The sequence below is a fragment of the Cellulomonas sp. NS3 genome (assembly GCF_024757985.1).
Lineage (GTDB): Bacteria > Actinomycetota > Actinomycetes > Actinomycetales > Cellulomonadaceae > Cellulomonas_A.
In genome coordinates, this window is record NZ_CP103289.1 from 2,169,762 (window position 1) to 2,187,302 (window position 17,541).

Annotated in this window: 11 protein-coding genes; 9 read left to right on the forward strand and 2 right to left on the reverse strand. The window is 76.7% G+C overall.

The window, feature by feature from the left end; translation table 11 throughout:
• Positions 1–91: 91 nt before the first annotated feature.
• On the forward strand, positions 92–1,711 hold the full coding sequence (dop, locus tag NXY84_RS09955) for a depupylase/deamidase Dop (protein ID WP_309485077.1): 1,620 nt from the start codon (positions 92–94) through the stop codon (positions 1,709–1,711).
• 52 nt (positions 1,712–1,763) lie between these two features.
• Here dop and NXY84_RS09960 read toward each other — a convergent pair whose 3' ends face one another.
• The gene (locus NXY84_RS09960; protein ID WP_258726918.1) at positions 1,764–7,673 is read right to left on the reverse strand and encodes an SCO7613 C-terminal domain-containing membrane protein; all 5,910 of its coding nucleotides are present in this window, start codon (positions 7,671–7,673) and stop codon (positions 1,764–1,766) included.
• A gap of 206 nt (positions 7,674–7,879) precedes the next feature.
• Here NXY84_RS09960 and NXY84_RS09965 point away from each other — a divergent pair, with 206 nt between their 5' ends.
• The 6 genes from NXY84_RS09965 (at position 7,880) to hisF (ending at position 12,956) form a co-directional block, all read left to right on the forward strand.
• Positions 7,880–8,074, forward strand: coding sequence for a ubiquitin-like protein Pup (locus tag NXY84_RS09965; protein WP_034634353.1), 195 nt, complete (start codon positions 7,880–7,882; stop codon positions 8,072–8,074).
• Between the two features lie 6 nt (positions 8,075–8,080).
• Positions 8,081–8,938 (forward strand): proteasome subunit beta, encoded by an 858-nt coding sequence (gene prcB / locus NXY84_RS09970; protein ID WP_258726919.1) that lies wholly within the window; start codon positions 8,081–8,083, stop codon positions 8,936–8,938.
• The gene (prcA, locus tag NXY84_RS09975) at positions 8,935–9,639 is read left to right on the forward strand and encodes a proteasome subunit alpha (RefSeq protein WP_258726920.1); all 705 of its coding nucleotides are present in this window, start codon (positions 8,935–8,937) and stop codon (positions 9,637–9,639) included. Before prcB ends, prcA begins: the two co-directional genes overlap by 4 nt.
• Positions 9,640–9,735: 96 nt before the next feature.
• Entirely contained in the window at positions 9,736–11,097 is a 1,362-nt protein-coding gene (gene pafA, locus NXY84_RS09980) for a Pup--protein ligase (RefSeq protein WP_258726921.1), read from the forward strand.
• Between the two features lie 164 nt (positions 11,098–11,261).
• Entirely contained in the window at positions 11,262–12,182 is a 921-nt protein-coding gene (locus tag NXY84_RS09985) for an FKBP-type peptidyl-prolyl cis-trans isomerase (RefSeq protein WP_258726922.1), read from the forward strand.
• Positions 12,183–12,185: 3 nt separating this feature from the next.
• Positions 12,186–12,956, forward strand: coding sequence for an imidazole glycerol phosphate synthase subunit HisF (gene hisF / locus NXY84_RS09990; protein ID WP_258726923.1), 771 nt, complete (start codon positions 12,186–12,188; stop codon positions 12,954–12,956).
• Positions 12,957–13,049: 93 nt separating this feature from the next.
• On the opposite strand, the gene NXY84_RS09995 is transcribed toward hisF, so the two are convergent.
• Positions 13,050–13,697, reverse strand: coding sequence for a TIGR03085 family metal-binding protein (locus NXY84_RS09995; protein WP_258726924.1), 648 nt, complete (start codon positions 13,695–13,697; stop codon positions 13,050–13,052).
• Between the two features lie 411 nt (positions 13,698–14,108).
• Here NXY84_RS09995 and NXY84_RS10000 point away from each other — a divergent pair, with 411 nt between their 5' ends.
• Together NXY84_RS10000 and NXY84_RS10005 are read left to right on the forward strand one after the other, a co-directional pair.
• A complete protein-coding gene (locus NXY84_RS10000; RefSeq protein ID WP_309485078.1) occupies positions 14,109–15,650 on the forward strand; it encodes an ABC transporter ATP-binding protein in 1,542 nt (513 codons plus the stop codon).
• Positions 15,647–17,482, forward strand: a complete 1,836-nt coding sequence (locus NXY84_RS10005) for an ABC transporter ATP-binding protein (protein WP_258726925.1) — start codon at positions 15,647–15,649, stop codon at positions 17,480–17,482. The genes NXY84_RS10000 and NXY84_RS10005 overlap by 4 nt, the downstream gene beginning before the upstream one ends.
• The last annotated feature ends 59 nt before the right edge of the window (positions 17,483–17,541 follow it).

A 17,541-nucleotide genomic window follows, 5' to 3' on the forward strand; every position in this document is an offset into this window, starting at 1 on the left:
GCCGGCCCGCTGCGTCACGGCGCGCCACCCGAGGTCCCCGCGGGGCGGACGGCGCACGGGCCCACCTCGGCGAGCACCGTAGGGTGGGCCCGTGAGCGTGCGCCGGGTCATGGGGATCGAGACCGAGTACGGGATCCTCCAGCCGGGGCGACCGAATGCGAACCCGATGCTGCTGTCGAGCCACGTCGTCGCCGTCCACGCGGCGGCGCGCGAGGGCGGCCGCACCCGGGCCCGCTGGGACTACGACGACGAGGACCCGCTGCACGACGCGCGCGGGTTCCGGCTGCAGCGGACCGCGGCCCACCCGTCGATGCTCACGGACGACCCCGAGCACGCCGCGCCGTCCGCCGACGGCCCGCAGGAGCTCGCCCGCCCTCTGGTCGAGGAGTACGAGGACCCGGGCGCCGCGAACGTCATCCTGACCAATGGCGCCCGCCTGTACGTCGACCACGCGCACCCCGAGTACTCCTCGCCCGAGGTCCGCGGCCCGCTCGACGCGGTGCGCTGGGACCGCGCGGGCGAGCTCGTGATGCTGGCCTCGGTGCGCGCGCTCGCGTCGACCTCCGCCATGCCCGACGTGTCGCTCTACAAGAACAACGTCGACGGCAAGGGCGCGACGTACGGCACGCACGAGAACTACCTCGTCGACCGCGCGGTGCCGTTCGCGGAGCTCGCAGCCCGGCTCATCCCGTTCCTCGTGACCCGGCAGGTGTACACCGGCGCCGGGCGCGTCGGGATCGGCCAGCGCGGCGAGGACCCCGGCTTCCAGCTGTCGCAGCGCGCGGACTACATCGAGGCCGAGGTCGGGCTCGAGACGACGCTGCGGCGCCCCATCGTCAACACGCGCGACGAGCCGCACGCCGACCCGGCCCGGTGGCGACGGCTGCACGTGATCATCGGCGACGCGAACCTGCTCGAGGTCGCGACCTACCTCAAGCTCGGAACGACCTCGCTCGTGCTGTGGGTGCTCGAGCACGCCGCCGGGGAGGGGCCTGCGGCGGCCGCCGCGCGGGCAGCCGTCCACGCGTGGGACCACCTCACGCTGCGCGACCCGGTCGAGGCGGTCCACACCGTCAGCCACGACCTCACGCTGACCGTGCCGCTCGAGCTCGCCGACGGCCGGCGGCTCACGGCGCTCGAGGTGCAGGGCGAGTACCTCGCGGCCGTCTCCGCGGTGCTCGAGGCCGTCGGGGGTGCGCCCGACGACGAGACGCAGGACGTCGTCGCGCGCTGGGGCTCGCTCCTCGGGCGCCTCGCCGACGACCCGGCGAGCTGCGCGCGCGAGGTCGAGTGGCTCGCGAAGCTGCGCCTGCTCGAGGGGATGCGCCGGCGCGACCAGCTGGACTGGGACCACCCGCGCCTCGCCGCCGTCGACCTCCAGTGGTCCGACGTCCGGCCCGAGCGCGGCCTCTACCACCGGCTGGCCGCGGCGGGCGCCGTCGAGCACCTGGTCCCCGCCGACGCCGTCGAGGAGGCCGTCGGGCACGCGCCGCACGACACCCGTGCCTACTTCCGGGGCGAGGTCATCGCTCGATTCGGGTCGCAGGTCTCCGCGGCGAGCTGGGACTCGGTGATCTTCGACGTGCCCGGCGCGCCGACGCTCCAGCGGGTGCCGATGAAGGACCCGACACGGGGGACCCGCGAGCACGTCGGCGGGCTGCTCGACCGCAGCGCCGACGCCGCGGAGCTCCTCCGCGCCCTCGGGGCCTGAGGCGCGGTCTGCCGCAGCGGGTCGGGTCGCATCGGTTCGGGTCGCCCCGGGGTCAGCGCATCGCGGCCACGAAGCGTGCGGCCTCCCGGGCCTCGCGCAGCCGCCGCTCGTAGGTCAGCCCGAGCCCGAGCAGCACCGCGCCGCCCAGCGCGAGCACGACCCACCACTCGACGACCTGCATCGCGGCGACCGCGGCGGGTGACGCCTGGACGACGGCGACGACGGCGAGCGCGGCGGCGCCGAGCACGAACGGCGCCTGCCAGCGTCGCACCGCGCCGACCACGACGGCGGCGGTGGCGCCCACGAGCACGAGCACGAGCCGCCACATCGTGGGCTCCCACCACCCGGTCGTGACGGGGACGACGAGCGCGAGGAGCAGCCCGGGCGCGAGGCACGCCCACGAGCTGGCGCCGGCGTCGCTGCGGAGCGCGAGGACCCCGACCGCCAGCAGGGTCGCGCCGAGCAGCACGAGCGGCGCGTCGACCGGCACCGTCCCGCCGCGCACGGCGGCCAGGAGGGCCGCCGCCGTCGCGAGCACGACACCGACGGCGCGCACCTGGACGGCCGGCACACCCCAGAGGGCAGCGGCGGACGAGGACGCGCCGGCACCGGCGGACGCCGAGACGCCGCTCGACCGTCCGGTGGTGGACCCGGCGGTGACGGCACCGGATCGTGCGACGCTCGTGTCGGCGGTCGAGGCACCCGGGTTTGCGCCGCTCGCGTCGGCGGGAACGGAACCCTGCCCGGCGACACGTGCGCCGGCGGGAACCCCTCCCAGTTCTTCGGTGCCCACCCCGGGAACCACAGCACCCGCGCGGAGCCCAGCCCCACGGTCGGCTCCCGCGGGCGCCACCGGGGCCGCCACGACGCGGCGACCTCGGGCTGCACGGGCCGCGCCCACGACGGCGAGGCCGGACCCGACAGCGAGCACCGCACCCGGACGAGCGAGGTCAGCGGGGGCGTCGACCGCGGCGGCGAGGCTCGGGGCGGCTGCGGCGAGGGCCACCGGCCAGGCGCCCCACGAGCGGGGCGACGGACCGGCGAACGGCCAGGACCAGGCCAGGAGCGCCGCGGTCGCGGCGAGCACCAGGGCGGCGGCGAGCGCGAGCAGCTCGACCCGGGGACCCGGCGCGGCGCTCGCGGCGTCCCCGGTGTGCCGCAGCGCGACCGCGGCCGCGAGCAGACCGGCGACCGCGAGCGGCACCGCGCGAGCGCGAGCGGTGACGCCGGCCCGCGCCAGACCCCGGCCGGCACCGAGCGCGACGGTCGCGACGAGGAGCCCCGCCACTGGCCCACCCCACGGGGCGGGCGTGAGGACGAGCGGCAGGACCAGGAACGCACCGAGGAACGCCCAGCTCGCGTCGCGGTCGGCGCGTGCCACGAGGACCGTCCCGACGCCGGTCACGAGCAGTCCTACCGCGGCGAGGACCACGCTCGGCGGCGGGTCGGACGGCGCTGCGGCGGCGGACGCGAGCCACGCGAGCCCGGCGACCGTCAGGCCGAGCGGGACGAGCGAGGTGGCGAGGACCCGACGGGGCGGGGCGGCGCCGGTCACGCCCACGACCGCGACGGTCGCGCCGACGGCGAGCAGGGCGAGCGTCCGGCCCAGCGACAGCGACGACGAGGTCGGTGCGGTGACGGCGACCGCGGTCGGTACGACGGCGACCGCGGTGACGAGCCAGACGCCGGGGCGGCGGGCGATGGCGGCGACGGGTGCCGCCTGGCGGGTGAGCTCACGCAGCGCTCCCGCGAGCAGCAGGGCCGCAGGCAGGGACCACATCTCGACGCCGGCGAGGGTCGCGCCCGGTCCGCCCGCAGCGGCCGTCGCCAACCGCGCCGGACCGAGCAGGGCCAGCGCGCCGGCGGTCGCGAGCAGGAGGACGTGGGTGTTCGGCGTGATTCCGCGCGACGACGTGCCCGGCGCCGCGGAGGCCGGGGCCGTCGGACCCGGTGTCCCGTCCGCTCCCGCCGGGTCGGCGCCTCCGGTGCGGACGAGCGCCGCGCACCCGACCAGCGCCGCCGCGACCCCGCCGGCCGTGACACCGCGCCAGACGTCGTCCTGGAGGGCGACGGGGAGCACCAGGAGCGCGCCGGCGCTGCCCCACCACGGGGCGGTCCCGGCGGCGGCGCGGCGTACCGCCACGGCGAGCGCCAGCAGGCCGAGCACCGCCACGAGCACGTCACCCGGCGGCTGGGTCAGTGTCGCCGCCCCGGCGAGGGTGGCGAGGCCGGCGATGACCAGACCGACGACGGCGAGATCGGCACGCTCGCGCGCCGCCGACGTCCGGCGGGCGGTCCCGAGCGCGAGCGCAGCGCCGACCGCGAGCACCACGAGGGTGCGCACCAGACCGGCTCCGGAGTCGCGCACCGCCACGACGGTCGGGACGACGGCGGCCGCGGCCACGACCCAGGCGCCCCACGCCGCGACGCGCAGGTGCGCGGCCGACGGGTCGCGTGCCAGACGCCAGGCGGCGGCCGCGACGACGGCTGCAGCGGGCAGCGACCACGCCTCGACGTCGACCATCAGCGGGTCGGCCGAGCCACCCACGGCGGGTGGCTGGGCGACGGCGAGGACGTGCCCCCACGGGCCCAGGAGGGCGAGCAGCGCGCCGAGGAGAGACAGGACGTGCCGGGGCTGCAGGGCCGCCGTCCCCGCCCCCGGTCGGCTCCGCACGGCAGGGACCTCCACGAGCCCGACGAGCACGGCGCCGACGAGCCCGGCGACGGCGTCCCGGGGGAGTCCGGCGGCGAGCTCGCCGCCGAGGAGCGCGCTCGGCACGCTCGCGAGCGCGAGCCCGGCACCCAGCAGCGCGACGTCACCGTCCGCAGCCGACCTCCAGCGCCGCGCGCCGACGACCGCGAGCACGAGTCCTGCCGGTGCGAGGTAGGCCTCGGGCGTCCCGACGTCCCCCGCGTCGAGGAGCACCCAGGACGCCACGGTGCCGAGCGCGAGCGTCCACCAGCGTGCCCATCGGCGGCCCGGCGCGAGGGACCAGGCACCGGCGGTGATCGCGGCGACCAGAAGCGCGAGCGCCGCCGTCGACGCCGACCCGGCCGGGGCAGGGCCGGACGCCGTCGCGACGGCGGCGGCCAGCACGGCCCACCCGCCGGCCTCGGCCGCGCGGCGCGCGTGCTCGTCGTGCCCGGACGCCTCGGCCGCCGCCCCGAGCCGCGGCGCGTCGTCCGCCGCAGCCCCCCGGGCGAGCACCGGGGCGAGCAGCACGCCGACCGCGCCCGCCGCGGCGACCCCGACCGCGAGCGTGCTGCCCTGAGCTGCGGACCCGAGGGCACGCTCCAGACTCACGACGGCGAGCGCGCCGAGCGGCGCGACCGCCCCGGCGGCGACGCGCGCCGAGCGCGGCACCACCCGGCGGCCGCGCACGGCGACCAGCACGGAGCCGGCGACCGCGAGCACGGCGAGCAGCACGAGCAGCACGCGCCGCGGGCCCGAGCCGTCCGGTGTCGACGCGGTCCACGCCCACGGCCACGCCGTGACGAGGGCGACGGCCGCTGCCGCCAGCCACGCCACCCGGTCCGCCGGCGCAGCCGCGTGCCGCCGCACGGCGAGCAGCGCGCAGCCCGCGACGACGACGCACGCCGTGGAGGTCCGCGCCACCGTCGGGTCGAGCCCGGCCGCGACGAGGGCGACGATCGCGGCGGACCAGCCGAGCAGCGCGCCCGCGGCGAGCGCGGCGGCGCGCAGGGCCACGGGGCGCGCGAGCCACCGCCGGGTCCCCACGCCGAGCGCCGCCGCCGCTGCGAGCGCCGCGGCGAGCGGCCCGAGCACCCCCTGGGACGCGGCGAGGGCGCCGAGCACCGCCACGACCACCACCGTGCGCGCGGGGGCGCTCACGTCGAGCACAGGCCGCACACCCGCCGCGTCACCCGCGAACGCGAGCGCCGCCAGGGCCAGCAGCAGGACGACGAGACCGGTGCCGACGAGTCCGGGCCACCCGCTCGCCAGCGCGACGGGGGTCGCGACGAGCACCACGACAGCGATCCACGACCCGGCCCGGGCCTGCCCGCCCGCAGCTCGTGCGAGGGCGACGGTCGCGCCCGCGCCGAGCACGAGCGCGACCACCGTCGCCGGCCCCGGGGAGACGTCCGGGTCGACGAGGAAGCCTGCGGTGACGAGGGGGAGCGCGAGGACCGTCGGGACGCTCGCGACCAGCGCGACCGCGTGCGCGCCCTGCACGGCCCACGGGCCGCCGCCGAGCCCGCCGCGAGCGAGGCGAGCGCGACGAGCGAGGCGCAGGCCGAGCGTGACCAGCGTCGGAGCCAGCGGCACCAGCGCCCACAGGGCCGCGGCCTCCACCACCCCGGCCCGGGCGAGCAGCACGACCACCGCGAGCGCGGCGACCGCCGCGAGGGCGCCCGACACCGTCGCCCAGGCGCGCGCCCCACCTCCGAAGCCGGCGAACGTGGGCGACGCAGAGGACGCTGCCGCGACGGTCCACGGCCCGGAGCCCGGGTCCGCGACGGTCCACGGCCCGGAGCCCGGGTCCGGGGCGGACGGCGCCGTCGCGCGGGTCCCGTCGGCCGGCGTCGCCGCGGCCGGGTCGTGCGCCGGCTCGGTGGTCGAGCCGGCATCGGCTGTGGCTCGGTGCTCGGCGACCGAGGGTGCGGTCCCGAGCACCTCGTCGGCGAGTGCGGTCGGGGTGCCAGGCGCACCGGACCCGGCGCTCCCCGACTCCGTACCGACCGGCGCGACCGGCCTCGCGCCGGGGCTCGCGACCGGGTCGCCGTCCGCGTGCACGGTGACCCGGGTCGCCGCGAGGCGGGCCTGGACGGCGGCGAGCACCGAGGCAGCCACGAGGGCCGCGACGGACCCCCACGCAGGGGCGTCCGGGGCGTCCCAGCCCGCGCCGTCGACGAGTGCTGCGACCGCGGCGACGAGTGCGACGACGGCGACGAGGGCCCAGGCCAGCGCGCCGAGGACCGCACGCTCGACCGCGTGGCGCTTCGAGGCGGTGGCCCGGCCCGCGAACCGGGCGGTGGTCAGCGCGAGCGCCACGCAGGCGAGCCCGGCGAACCCGGCCACCGAGGGCACGAGCGGTGCGAGCAGCAGCGGCGCGACCGGGACGAGGACCGCGCCGGAGAGCGTGCCGACCCGCAGCCGCGCGCGCACGCCCCACACCCCGAGCGCGGTGCCGCACACGAGCGCCGAGACGCCCGCGTACGCGGCCGGCTCGGCCGGTCGCACGAGCCCGGTCGCCGGCACGGCCCACGCGTCGAGCAGCAGCAGCACGGCGGCCAGCCCGCCGACGGCCTCGGCGCTCGACGTCAGGCCCGACCGGCGCAGCCGGCCGGCGACGGCGAAGACCACGACGGTGGCGACGGCGACGGCGAGGGCGCGGCCCGCCAGCGGGATCCAGCCCCAGCTGAAGAGGAGGAACACGATGCTCGCCGCCGCGAGCAGGCTCGCGCCGAGCACCTGCAGCACGGTCTGCACCCGCCAGCGCGGGCGCGGTGCACGCGCCGGCGGGGCGGTCCGCCGTGGCGGCCCGGCGTCGGCGGCACGGACCGGCACGCCCGCGGGCGCGGTGGGCCGGGGAGGGGCGGTCCGGGCGCGGGGTGGAGCGGGTGGTCCCGAGTACCCCAGGCGAGGCCCCGAGGGAGCGACCGAGGGCTGGTGCGCGGCGGACCGGGCCTGCGCCGCAGCGCCGCGACCCGCGGTCGCGTGCGCGGCCGCGGCTCGTCGCCGCGCGTCCGCCGCGGCCTGCTGCTGGCGGCCACGCATCCCGGCGAGGTGCGCCTGACGGGCGTCCAGCGCACCCACCGCACGCTGCGAGAGCGACCAGAGCTCGCGCGCGTCCGACCCCGCCAGGTCGAGCCCGCAGCCGCTGCAGCGCGCGGTCGTGAGCGTCGCGGCGCACGAGGGGCACGCGGTCGCGTCGGCCAGGAGGCGCCGGACGACGGCGTACGGGTCGGGGCTCGGGCTCGGGCCCTGCGCGAGAGGCATGGCGGCATCCTGGTCCATGCCGGGTCGCCGCCCGCGCCTGTGCACAGGCGCGGGCGTGCGCGTCCCCCGTCCGTGCCGCGCTCCCTCGGTCGGCCGCGCGTCCGGGGCAGGGCCTAGGGTGGAGCGAGCGGGCCGCACGCGGGGCGCTTCGGCACCTGCACGCGCACGACCCGTCCGAGCACGATCGAGACACACGGGAGGTCACGATGGCTGGTCAGGAACACGGGCGGGCCCGTCGCGAGGACGACGAGCCGGTCGACGCCCCGGAGCCGGCGCCCGCGACGCCCGCCGCGCAGGCCCGCGACGCCGAGGTCGACGCGCTGCTCGAGGAGATCGACGAGGTCCTCGAGTCCAACGCGGAGCAGTTCGTGCGCGGGTTCGTGCAGAAGGGCGGTCAGTGAGCCTCGATGGGTCCGGATCACGCTGCCTCCCCGGGGCGGCTCCCGAGCGCGTTCCTCACGCCCGGGTCGCCGTCCTTCGTCGACTTCCTCGCGGGGCACGCCCCGTCGCTCCTCCCCGGTAACCGCCCGCTGCCGCCCGCGGACGTCCCCGCCGCCCCGCACGCGACGACGATCGTCGCTCTGACGTTCGACGGCGGCGTCGTCATGGCGGGCGACCGTCGCGCCACGATGGGCCCGACGATCGCGAGCCGCGAGATCGAGAAGGTCTTCCCGGCCGACGAGTTCTCCGCCGTCGGCATCGCCGGCACCGCGGGGCTCGCGGTCGAGCTCGTCCGGCTCTTCCAGCTCGAGCTCGAGCACTACGAGAAGATCGAGGGCACGCTGCTCTCGCTCGACGGCAAGGCCAACCGCCTCGCGACGATGATCCGCAGCAACCTCGGCCTCGCGATGCAGGGGCTCGCGGTCGTCCCGCTGTTCTGCGGCTTCGACCTCGACCGCCTCCGTGGGCGGATCTTCTCCTACGACATCACGGGCGGGCGCTACGAGGAGCACGAGCACCACAGCGTCGGCTCGGGGTCCGTGTTCGCGCGCGGCTCGCTCAAGAAGCTGTGGCGCCCCGGGCTCGACGTCGCCGGCGGCGTGCGCGTCGCGGTCGAGGCGCTCGTCGACGCCGCGGACGACGACTCCGCGACGGGTGGGCCCGACGAGAGCCGGCGCATCTGGCCCGTCGTCGCGACCGTGACCGAGGCCGGCTACGTGCGGGTCCCGGACGACGAGCTCGCGCGTGTCGTGGCGGACGTGACCACCGCACGCCGGGCCGAGCACGACCGGAGCCGTCTCGCACGAGGAGGTGAGCAGCGATGAGCATGCCGTTCTACGTCTCGCCCGAGCAGCTCATGAAGGACCGCGCGGACTACGCCCGCAAGGGCATCGCGCGCGGGCGGTCGGTCGTGGTGCTGCAGTACGACGACGGCATCGCGTTCGCGACCGAGAACCCCTCGCGCGCGCTGCACAAGATCTCCGAGATCTACGACCGCATCGCGTTCGCGGCCGTGGGCAAGTACAACGAGTTCGAGAACCTGCGGGTCGCTGGCGTGCGGTACGCCGACCTGCGCGGGTACTCCTACGACCGTCAGGACGTCAACGCGCGCGGGCTCGCGAACGCGTACGCGCAGACGCTCGGCACGGTCTTCACCACGGAGTCCAAGCCGCTCGAGGTCGAGCTCGTCGTCGCCGAGGTCGGCGACCGCGCCGAGGCCGACCAGGTGTACCGCCTGTCGTACGACGGGTCGGTCGCCGACGAGCACGGGTACGTCGTGATGGGCGGCGAGGCCGAGCGGCTGGGCGCGCTGCTCGCCGACGGCTGGCGTCCCGGGCTGCCGCTCGCCGAGGTGCTCGACCTCGCGGTGCGCGTCCTGGGCACCCCGGCCGAGGGAGAGCCCCGGCGCATCCCCGCGAGCCAGCTCGAGGTCGCGGTGCTCGACCGGACCCGCCCCCGCCGGGCGTTCCGCCGGCTGTCCGGCGTCGCGCTGGAGGACCTGCTCGGAGCGGTCACGCACCCCTGACCGGGCCGGCCGGGCACGCCGTCCGCACGGCGTCCGGCGCCGCTCGCCGAGCGGCTGCGGCGGACCCTGAGGGACACTGACGACGAGGAGGCACCCATGGACCGTCGCATCTTCGGTCTCGAGACCGAGTACGGCGTCACGTGCGCGTCGGACGACGGGCGCGGCCTGTCCGCGGACGAGGTCGCCCGGTACCTGTTCCGCAAGGTCGTGGCGTGGGGGCGCTCGTCGAACGTGTTCCTGCGCAACGGCTCGCGGCTCTACCTCGACGTGGGCTCGCACCCCGAGTACGCGACCGCCGAGTGCGACGACGTGCGCCAGCTCGTCACGCACGACCGCGGCGGCGAGCGCATCCTCGAGGGTCTCGTCGCGGACGCGCAGCAGCGGCTCGAGCACGAGGGCCTCGCGGGGCGCATCCACCTGTTCAAGAACAACACCGACTCGGCGGGCAACTCCTACGGCTGCCACGAGAACTACCTCGTGCGCCGCCAGGGCGACTTCTCGCGGCTGTCGGACGTGCTCGTGCCGTTCCTCATCACGCGCCAGGTCCTCACCGGCGCGGGCAAGGTCCTCTCGACGCCGCGCGGCGCCGTGTACTGCCTGTCGCAGCGCGCGGACCACATCTGGGAGGCCGTCTCGAGCGCGACGACCCGGTCCCGGCCGATCATCAACACGCGCGACGAGCCGCACGCCGACGCGGAGCACTACCGGCGCCTGCACGTCATCGTCGGGGACTCGTCGATGTCGGAGACGACGACGATGCTCAAGGTCGGCTCGACCGACCTGATCCTGCGCATGATCGAGGCCGGGGTCCCCATGCGCGACATGGCGCTCGAGAACCCGATCCGCGCGATCCGCGAGATCTCCCACGACATGACGGGCACGCAGCCGGTCGCGATGGCCAACGGCCGGTCGATGACGGCGGTGGACCTGCAGGAGGAGTACCTCGCGCGCGTCAAGGAGTTCGTGGACGCCGAGGTCGACGCGACGCCGGTCGTCAAGCAGGTCCTCGACCTGTGGGAGCGCGGGCTCCGCGCGATCCGGACGGGCGACCTGTCGCTCGTCGAGCGCGAGCTGGACTGGGTGATCAAGTACCGGCTCATCGAGCGGTACCGCGCGAAGCACGGGCTCGAGCTGTCGGACGTGCGGGTCGCGCGGATGGACCTGGCGTACCACGACATCTCGCGCACCGAGGGGCTGTACAACCTGCTCGCGGCGCGCGGGCTCGTCGAGCGCGTGACGACGGACCTCGAGGTGTTCGAGGCGACGGCGGTCCCGCCGCAGACGACCCGCGCGAAGCTCCGGGGCGACTTCGTGCGGCGCGCGCAGGAGGCCCGGCGCGACTACACGGTCGACTGGGTGCACCTCAAGCTCAACGACCAGGCCCAGCGGACCGTGCTGTGCAAGGACCCGTTCCGCAGCGTCGACGACCGGGTCGAGAGGCTCATCGAGTCCATGTGAGCGCCGGCGCCGTCGCGCCGACCCCGGGTGGGCCGTCCTGCAGCGCGCCCCCCGGGCCTGCCCCGGAGCCGTCGGAACGGGCGGTCCCGGGGCGCGAACCCGTTCCCGGGCGCGCGGCGCGGCCCCGTACAGTGTGGGCCGACATGCGAGCGGAGAGGAGCGTCGTGCGACGTCTGGGAGCCGTGGCGGTGGCGGTCGCGCTGCTGGTCACCGGGTGCACGGCACCCGAGGAGGAGACGCTCGACGTGGTCGTCTCGGGCGAGCCGGGGGAGCGCCCGACCGTCACCTACCGCACGCCGCTCAGCGTCGACGAGACCGTCTCGACGGTGATCTGGCCGGGGTCCGGCCCCGAGCTCGTCGAGGGCCGCCCCGCGCTGGTCGACTTCTGGCTCGAGGACGCGACGGACGCGACGGTCGTCAAGGAGAGCTACTCGACCAACCCGACGGCGCGCATCCTCTCGGCCGAGGACCTCGGGGAGGACCTCTACGAGACGCTGCGCGGCCAGCGGGTCGGGGCGCGGCTGCTGCAGGTCAGTCCGGCGCCGGGCAACGGCGCGGCGGACTTCCCCACGGTGACGGTCCTCGACGTGCTCCCGACGCGCGCCGCCGGCGAGGCCGTGCCGCCGCGCGAGGGTCTGCCGACGGTCGCGCTCGCCGACGACGGCTCGCCGTCGATCACCCCGTCGGCCGCCGAGCCGCCCGCCGACCTCGTGACGCAGCAGCTGCTGCGGGGCACCGGCCGGCAGGTCGCCGAGGGCGACGTCATCACGGTCCAGTACACGGGGTTCTCGTGGACCACCGGCGCGCCGTTCGAGTCGACGTGGACGAGCGGCAGCCCGGTGTGGTTCTCGCTCGACAGCGTCCCGGCGTGGTCGGCTCTCGTCGAGCAGCCCGTCGGTAGCCAGGTCATGCTCGTCGTCCCGCCGTCCTACCCGCTCGGCGTCACGCAGAGCGAGGAGCTCCAGGGGCAGACCGTGGTGTTCGTGATCGACCTGCTCGCGAGCCGCGCGGCCACGACGCCCGAGGGGTCGGCACCCGACGCGACCGCTCCCGCCGGCGGCACCGACCCGACGACGGAGGGCTGAGCCGTGACGCTCGCGCTGCGCGTGATCCCGTGCCTCGACGTCGACGCGGGCCGCGTCGTCAAGGGGGTCAACTTCGAGAACCTGCGCGACGCCGGCGACCCGGTCGAGCTCGCGCACCGGTACGACACCGAGGGCGCCGACGAGCTGACGTTCCTCGACGTGTCGGCGTCGTCGGGCAACCGCGAGACCACGTACGACGTCGTGCGCCGGACCGCGGGGGAGGTCTTCGTGCCCCTGACGGTAGGCGGGGGCGTCCGGTCGACCGACGACGTCGACCGCCTGCTGCGCGCGGGCGCGGACAAGGTGGGGGTCAACACCGCCGCGATCGCCCGGCCGCAGCTCATCGCCGAGATCGCCGAGCGGTTCGGCAGCCAGGTCCTCGTGCTGTCGGTCGACGCCCGCCGGGTCACGGGCGGCACGCGCACCGACTCGGGGTACGAGGTGACGACGCACGGCGGCCGGCGGGGGACCGGGATCGACGCCGTCGCGTGGGCCGCGCAGGCGGCGGAGCTCGGCGCGGGGGAGATCCTGCTGAACTCCATGGACGCCGACGGGACGACCGCCGGCTTCGACCTCGAGATGCTCGGGGACGTCCGCCGGGAGGTCCGGGTCCCGCTCGTGGCGAGCGGCGGCGCGGGGATGCCGGAGCACTTCGTCGAGGCGGCCCGGGCGGGCGCGGACGCGGTGCTGGCCGCGAGCGTCTTCCACTTCGGGACCCTCACGGTCGGCCAGGTCAAGCAGGCGCTGCGCGACGCGGGCGTGACCGTCCGCTGAACGCCGCGCCCCGGCGTCGGACGGGCCGCGCGAGCGCCCCGTCCCCCCGCGGCCCGCGCCACCGGGCGCCGAGCGGCACGCTCCGCGGGACCGTCAGCGGAACGGCAGCGCCTCGCGCACGGCGTCGACGTCCTGCGCGGCCCCCTCGACCGTGACCTGCGTGGCGGTGCCCCGGCCGAAGCCGTGCAGCAGCAGGTCCGCGACCGACCCGCGCACGACGACCGTCCCGAACCCGCGCGCCGGCCGCTTGACGACCCGCCGCACGCCGTCGGGACGCACGAGCACGACGCCGGCGGCGACCTTGCGGTAGGTCAGCCGGGCCGCGCGCAGCAGCTGCGACCACAGGGCGTGCTCGCGCTCGGGCTCGAGCTCGCGGTCCGTCACGGTCCCGGACCCGCGCCGCACGTCCTCGGTGTGCACGAAGAACTCGACGAGGTTGGCCGCGTCGCCCGCCCACGTCATCGGGTGCCAGGCGGGCGGCTCGGCGGCGACGCGCGCGACGAGGTCACGGAACCCGCCCTCGCTCAGCCCGGCCTGCGCCAGGTCCTCGATGGCCCGCTCGGCGCGGCCGGCGAGCGGCGGCACGGCGAGCCCGGCGGGCACGACGAGCGAGCTCTCGCGCAGCACCACGTGCGCGGCCAGGTGGCGCGCCTGCCACCCCTCGCACAGCGTCGGGGCGTCGGGACCCGCGTCGGTCAGGGCCTGCGCGAGCTCGCGTCGTTCGAGGGTGTGCCACGTCATCCGGGCATCGTCGCACGTGCGTGAGACGATGGTGCGATCCCCGCCCGCCCCGGAAGGACCTGCTGTGCCCACGCGTGCCCGACCCCCCGCCGGGGTCGCCCTGACCGGTTCCGTCGCGCGCCGGTCGGTCCAGCTCCTCGTCCGGGGCATGGTGTCCCAGCCCTGGACGTACACCTGGGCGGTCCTGCTGTCCGCCGCCTTCGGCACGCTGACCGTCATGGTGAGCCGGGTGCTCGGCTGGGTCACCGACGGCGTCGTCGTCCCGGCGATCGACGGCTCGGCGGACGCGCGCGGACGGATCTGGCAGGCGGGCCTCGCGCTCGCCGCGGTCGCCCTCGCCCTCGCCCTCGCGGTGGCGGGCCGGCGCATCTTCGCGGGGATGGGCGTCGCGGACCAGCAGGCGACCAGCGCGTGCGGGTCACGCGTCAGTACCTGCGCCTGCCGATGTCGTGGCACCGCCGCCACCCCACCGGCCAGCTCCTCGCGAACGCGAGCTCGGACGTCGAGGCCTCGACGTCGGTGTTCAACCCGCTGCCGTTCGCGCTCGGGGTCGTCGTGATGATCCTGGTCGCGGCCGTCGGGCTGCTGCGCACCGACGTGTGGCTCGCGCTCGCGGCGCTCGTCGTCATCCCGCTCGCGGTCGTCGCGAACGTCGTGTTCCAGCGCCGGATGTCGCCGGCGATCACGCGCGCGCAGCAGCTGCGCTCCGAGGTCTCCGACATCGCGCACGAGAGCTTCGAGGCGGGCGTGCTGGTCAAGTCGCTCGGGACCGAGGACCGCGAGGTCGTGCGGTTCGCCGAGCGCGCGGGGCAGCTGCGGGACGCGAACATCCGGGTCGGTGTGGTCCGGGCGCTGTTCGACCCGGTGATCGACGTGCTGCCCGGCATCGGGACGCTGCTCGTGCTGCTCGTCGGCGCGGTGCGCGTGGCCGACGGCGCGGTCGGCACGGGTGACGTCGTGGCCGCCGCGTACCTGCTCACGATGCTCGGGGTGCCGGTCCGCGCGTTCGGGTGGGTGCTCGGTGAGCTGCCGCGCTCGCTCGTCGGCTTCGACCGCGTCGCGCGCGTGCTCGACTCCTCGGCCGTGCCCGTCGACGGACGCACGGAGCTGCCCCGCGGGGCGGCGGGCGCCCACGCCCGGATGCGGGGCGTCGGGGTCCGGGTCGGCTCGGGCGAGACCGCGGCCGACCTGCTCGTGGACGTCGACCTCGACGTCGCGCCCGGTCGGACGGTCGCGGTCGTCGGCTCGACGGGTGCGGGCAAGACGACGCTCGTGTCGCTGTTCAGCCGGCTGTCCGACCCGACGACGGGGACCGTGCTGCTCGACGGGCAGGACCTGCGCGACGTGCGGCCCGCCGACATCGCGGCGCAGGTGGCCCTCGTCGCGCAGTCGACCTTCGTCTTCGAGGACTCGGTGCGCGCCAACGTCACCCTGTGCGACGACGACGACCCCCAGGCGCCGACGGACGCGCAGGTCTGGGCGGCGCTCGCCGCCGCGCACGTCGACGACGTGGTGCGCGCGCTGCCCGGCGGGCTCGACGCCCGGCTCGGGGAGCGCGGGTCCAACCTCTCGGGCGGCCAGCGCCAGCGGATCGCCCTCGCGCGTGCCCTCGTGCGGTCCCCGCGCCTGCTCGTGCTCGACGACGCGACGTCCGCGGTCGACCCCGGCATCGAGCAGGCGATCCTCACGGGCCTGCGCCCGCGGGAGGGCGGCGCGCCGGGGTCTGTGAGCGTGCTCATGGTGGCGTACCGCATGTCGTCGGTGCTGCTCGCCGACGAGGTGGTGCACCTCGAGAACGGCCGCGTCGTCGACCAGGGGACGCACGGGGAGCTGCTCGCGCGCGACCCCGGCTACCGGGCCCTGGCGACGGCGTACGAGCAGGAGTCGCTGCGCCGTGCGCGCGCGGCGGCCGACGCGCTCGACGACGAGGCCGACGCGGGGGTGGCCCGATGAGCCCGCGGGGGCGTGCGCCCGAGCCGGGCCCGCAGGCGTCGGCGCGCGGCATCTCCGCGACCGAGCTCGGCGTCCTCGCGACCCTGCGCCGCGGTGTCCAGGTCTCGCCGCAGCTGCTCGACGGCCTCGCGCTGACCGTCGTCCTCGCGGTCCTCGCCGCACTGGGCCGCGTGCTCGTGCCCGTGACCGTCCAGCAGACGATGGACACCGGGATCCTCGCCTCCGGCGGCCCCGACGTCCGGCGCGTCGTGATGCTCGTGGTCGTCGCCGCGACCGGCCTGCTGCTCGGCGCCGCGTGCTCGGCGCTGGTCAACGTGCGGCTCTTCCGCGCGAGCGAGCGGGGCCTCGTCGCGCTGCGCGTGCGTGCGTTCCGGCACGTGCACGACCTGTCGGCGCTCACGCTCGACGCCGAGCGGCGCGGTTCGCTCGTCTCGCGCGTGACGTCCGACGTCGACACCATCTCGATGTTCGTGCAGTGGGGCGGCATCATGCTGCTCGTCTCGCTGCTGCAGATCTCGGTCGCGACGGTCCTCATGGCCGTCTACTCGTGGCAGCTCACGATCCTCGTGTGGCTGTCGTTCCTGCCGCTCGTGCTCGTCCTGCGCCCGCTGCAGAAGCGGGTCAACGCCGCGTACACGCTCGTGCGCGCGCGGGTCGGCGCGATGCTGGGTGCCGTGTCGGAGGCCGTCGTGGGCGCCGAGACCGTGCGGGCCTACGGGGTCCAGGAGCGCACCGGCCGGCGGATCGACGCGTCGGTCCGCGCCACGCGTCAGGCGATGGTGCGCGCGCAGAACGTCGTCGCCGTCGTGTTCTCGAGCGGGGTGCTCGTCGCCAACCTCGTGCTCGCGGTCGTCGTGGTGGCCGGCACGTACCTCGGCGTCGCGGGCGACCTGACGGTCGGGCGGCTGCTCGCGTTCCTCTTCCTGGTCCAGCTCTTCACCGGCCCGGTCCAGATGGCGACGGAGATCCTCAACGAGCTGCAGAACGCCGTCGCCGGCTGGCGGCGGGTGCTCGCCGTGATCGAGACGCCGGTCCTCGTCCCCGACCCGGGCGAGGACGGCGTCGACTCCCCGCGCGGGCCGGCGACCGTCGAGCTGCGGGGCGTCGGCTTCGCCTACCCGGAGGGTCCGCCGGTGCTGCACGGCATCGACCTGACGATCCCCGCGCGCACCTCGGTCGCGGTCGTCGGTGCGACCGGCTCGGGCAAGACCACGGTCGCGAAGCTCGTCGCCCGCCTCATGGACCCGACGACCGGGCAGGTGCTGCTCGACGGCGTGGACCTGCGCCGGATCCGGTCCGCGAGCCTGCGCGAGCGCGTCGTGATGGTGCCGCAGGAGGGCTTCCTGTTCGACGCGACGCTCGGGGAGAACCTCGCGTACGGCTGGCGCGGCGGCTCCGGGCCCGACGGCGTCGACGAGGTGCACCTGCTCACGGCGCTCGACGACCTCGGGCTGCGCGACTGGCTCGCGGAGCTCCCGCAGGGGCTGGCGACGCCGGTCGGCCAGCGCGGGGAGTCCCTCTCGGCGGGGGAGCGCCAGCTCGTCGCGCTCGCCCGCGCCTATCTCGCGGGCGCCGACCTGCTCGTGCTCGACGAGGCCACGTCGGCGGTCGACCCCGCGACCGAGGTCCGCATCGCGCGCGCGCTCGACTCGCTCACGCACGGGCGCAGCACCATCACGATCGCGCACCGGCTCTCGACCGCCGAGGCCTCCGACCTCGTCGTCGTGGTCGACGCGGGGCGCGTCGTGGAGACCGGGTCGCACGCCGAGCTGCTCGCGCTCGGGGGCGTCTACGCGGGCATGCACGGCTCCTGGGTGGCCCAGACGCGCTGACCGGGACGTGCGTCCGCAGGCGCGGCCGCTGCGGCGGCGTCGCGCGGCGTCGTGGGAGG

What these genes read in the sequence shown, in the direction of transcription:
- pafA (WP_258726921.1), top strand. Translation starts at nt 9,736, where the DNA reads ATGGACCGTCGCATCTTCGGTCTCGAGACCGAGTACGGCGTCACGTGC.
- NXY84_RS09995 (WP_258726924.1), bottom strand. Translation starts at nt 13,697, where the DNA reads ATGACGTGGCACACCCTCGAACGACGCGAGCTCGCGCAGGCCCTGACC.
- NXY84_RS10005 (WP_258726925.1), top strand. Translation starts at nt 15,647, where the DNA reads ATGAGCCCGCGGGGGCGTGCGCCCGAGCCGGGCCCGCAGGCGTCGGCG.
- NXY84_RS09965 (WP_034634353.1), top strand. Translation starts at nt 7,880, where the DNA reads ATGGCTGGTCAGGAACACGGGCGGGCCCGTCGCGAGGACGACGAGCCG.
- prcB (WP_258726919.1), top strand. Translation starts at nt 8,081, where the DNA reads ATGGGTCCGGATCACGCTGCCTCCCCGGGGCGGCTCCCGAGCGCGTTC.
- NXY84_RS09960 (WP_258726918.1), bottom strand. Translation starts at nt 7,673, where the DNA reads ATGCCTCTCGCGCAGGGCCCGAGCCCGAGCCCCGACCCGTACGCCGTC.
- prcA (WP_258726920.1), top strand. Translation starts at nt 8,935, where the DNA reads ATGAGCATGCCGTTCTACGTCTCGCCCGAGCAGCTCATGAAGGACCGC.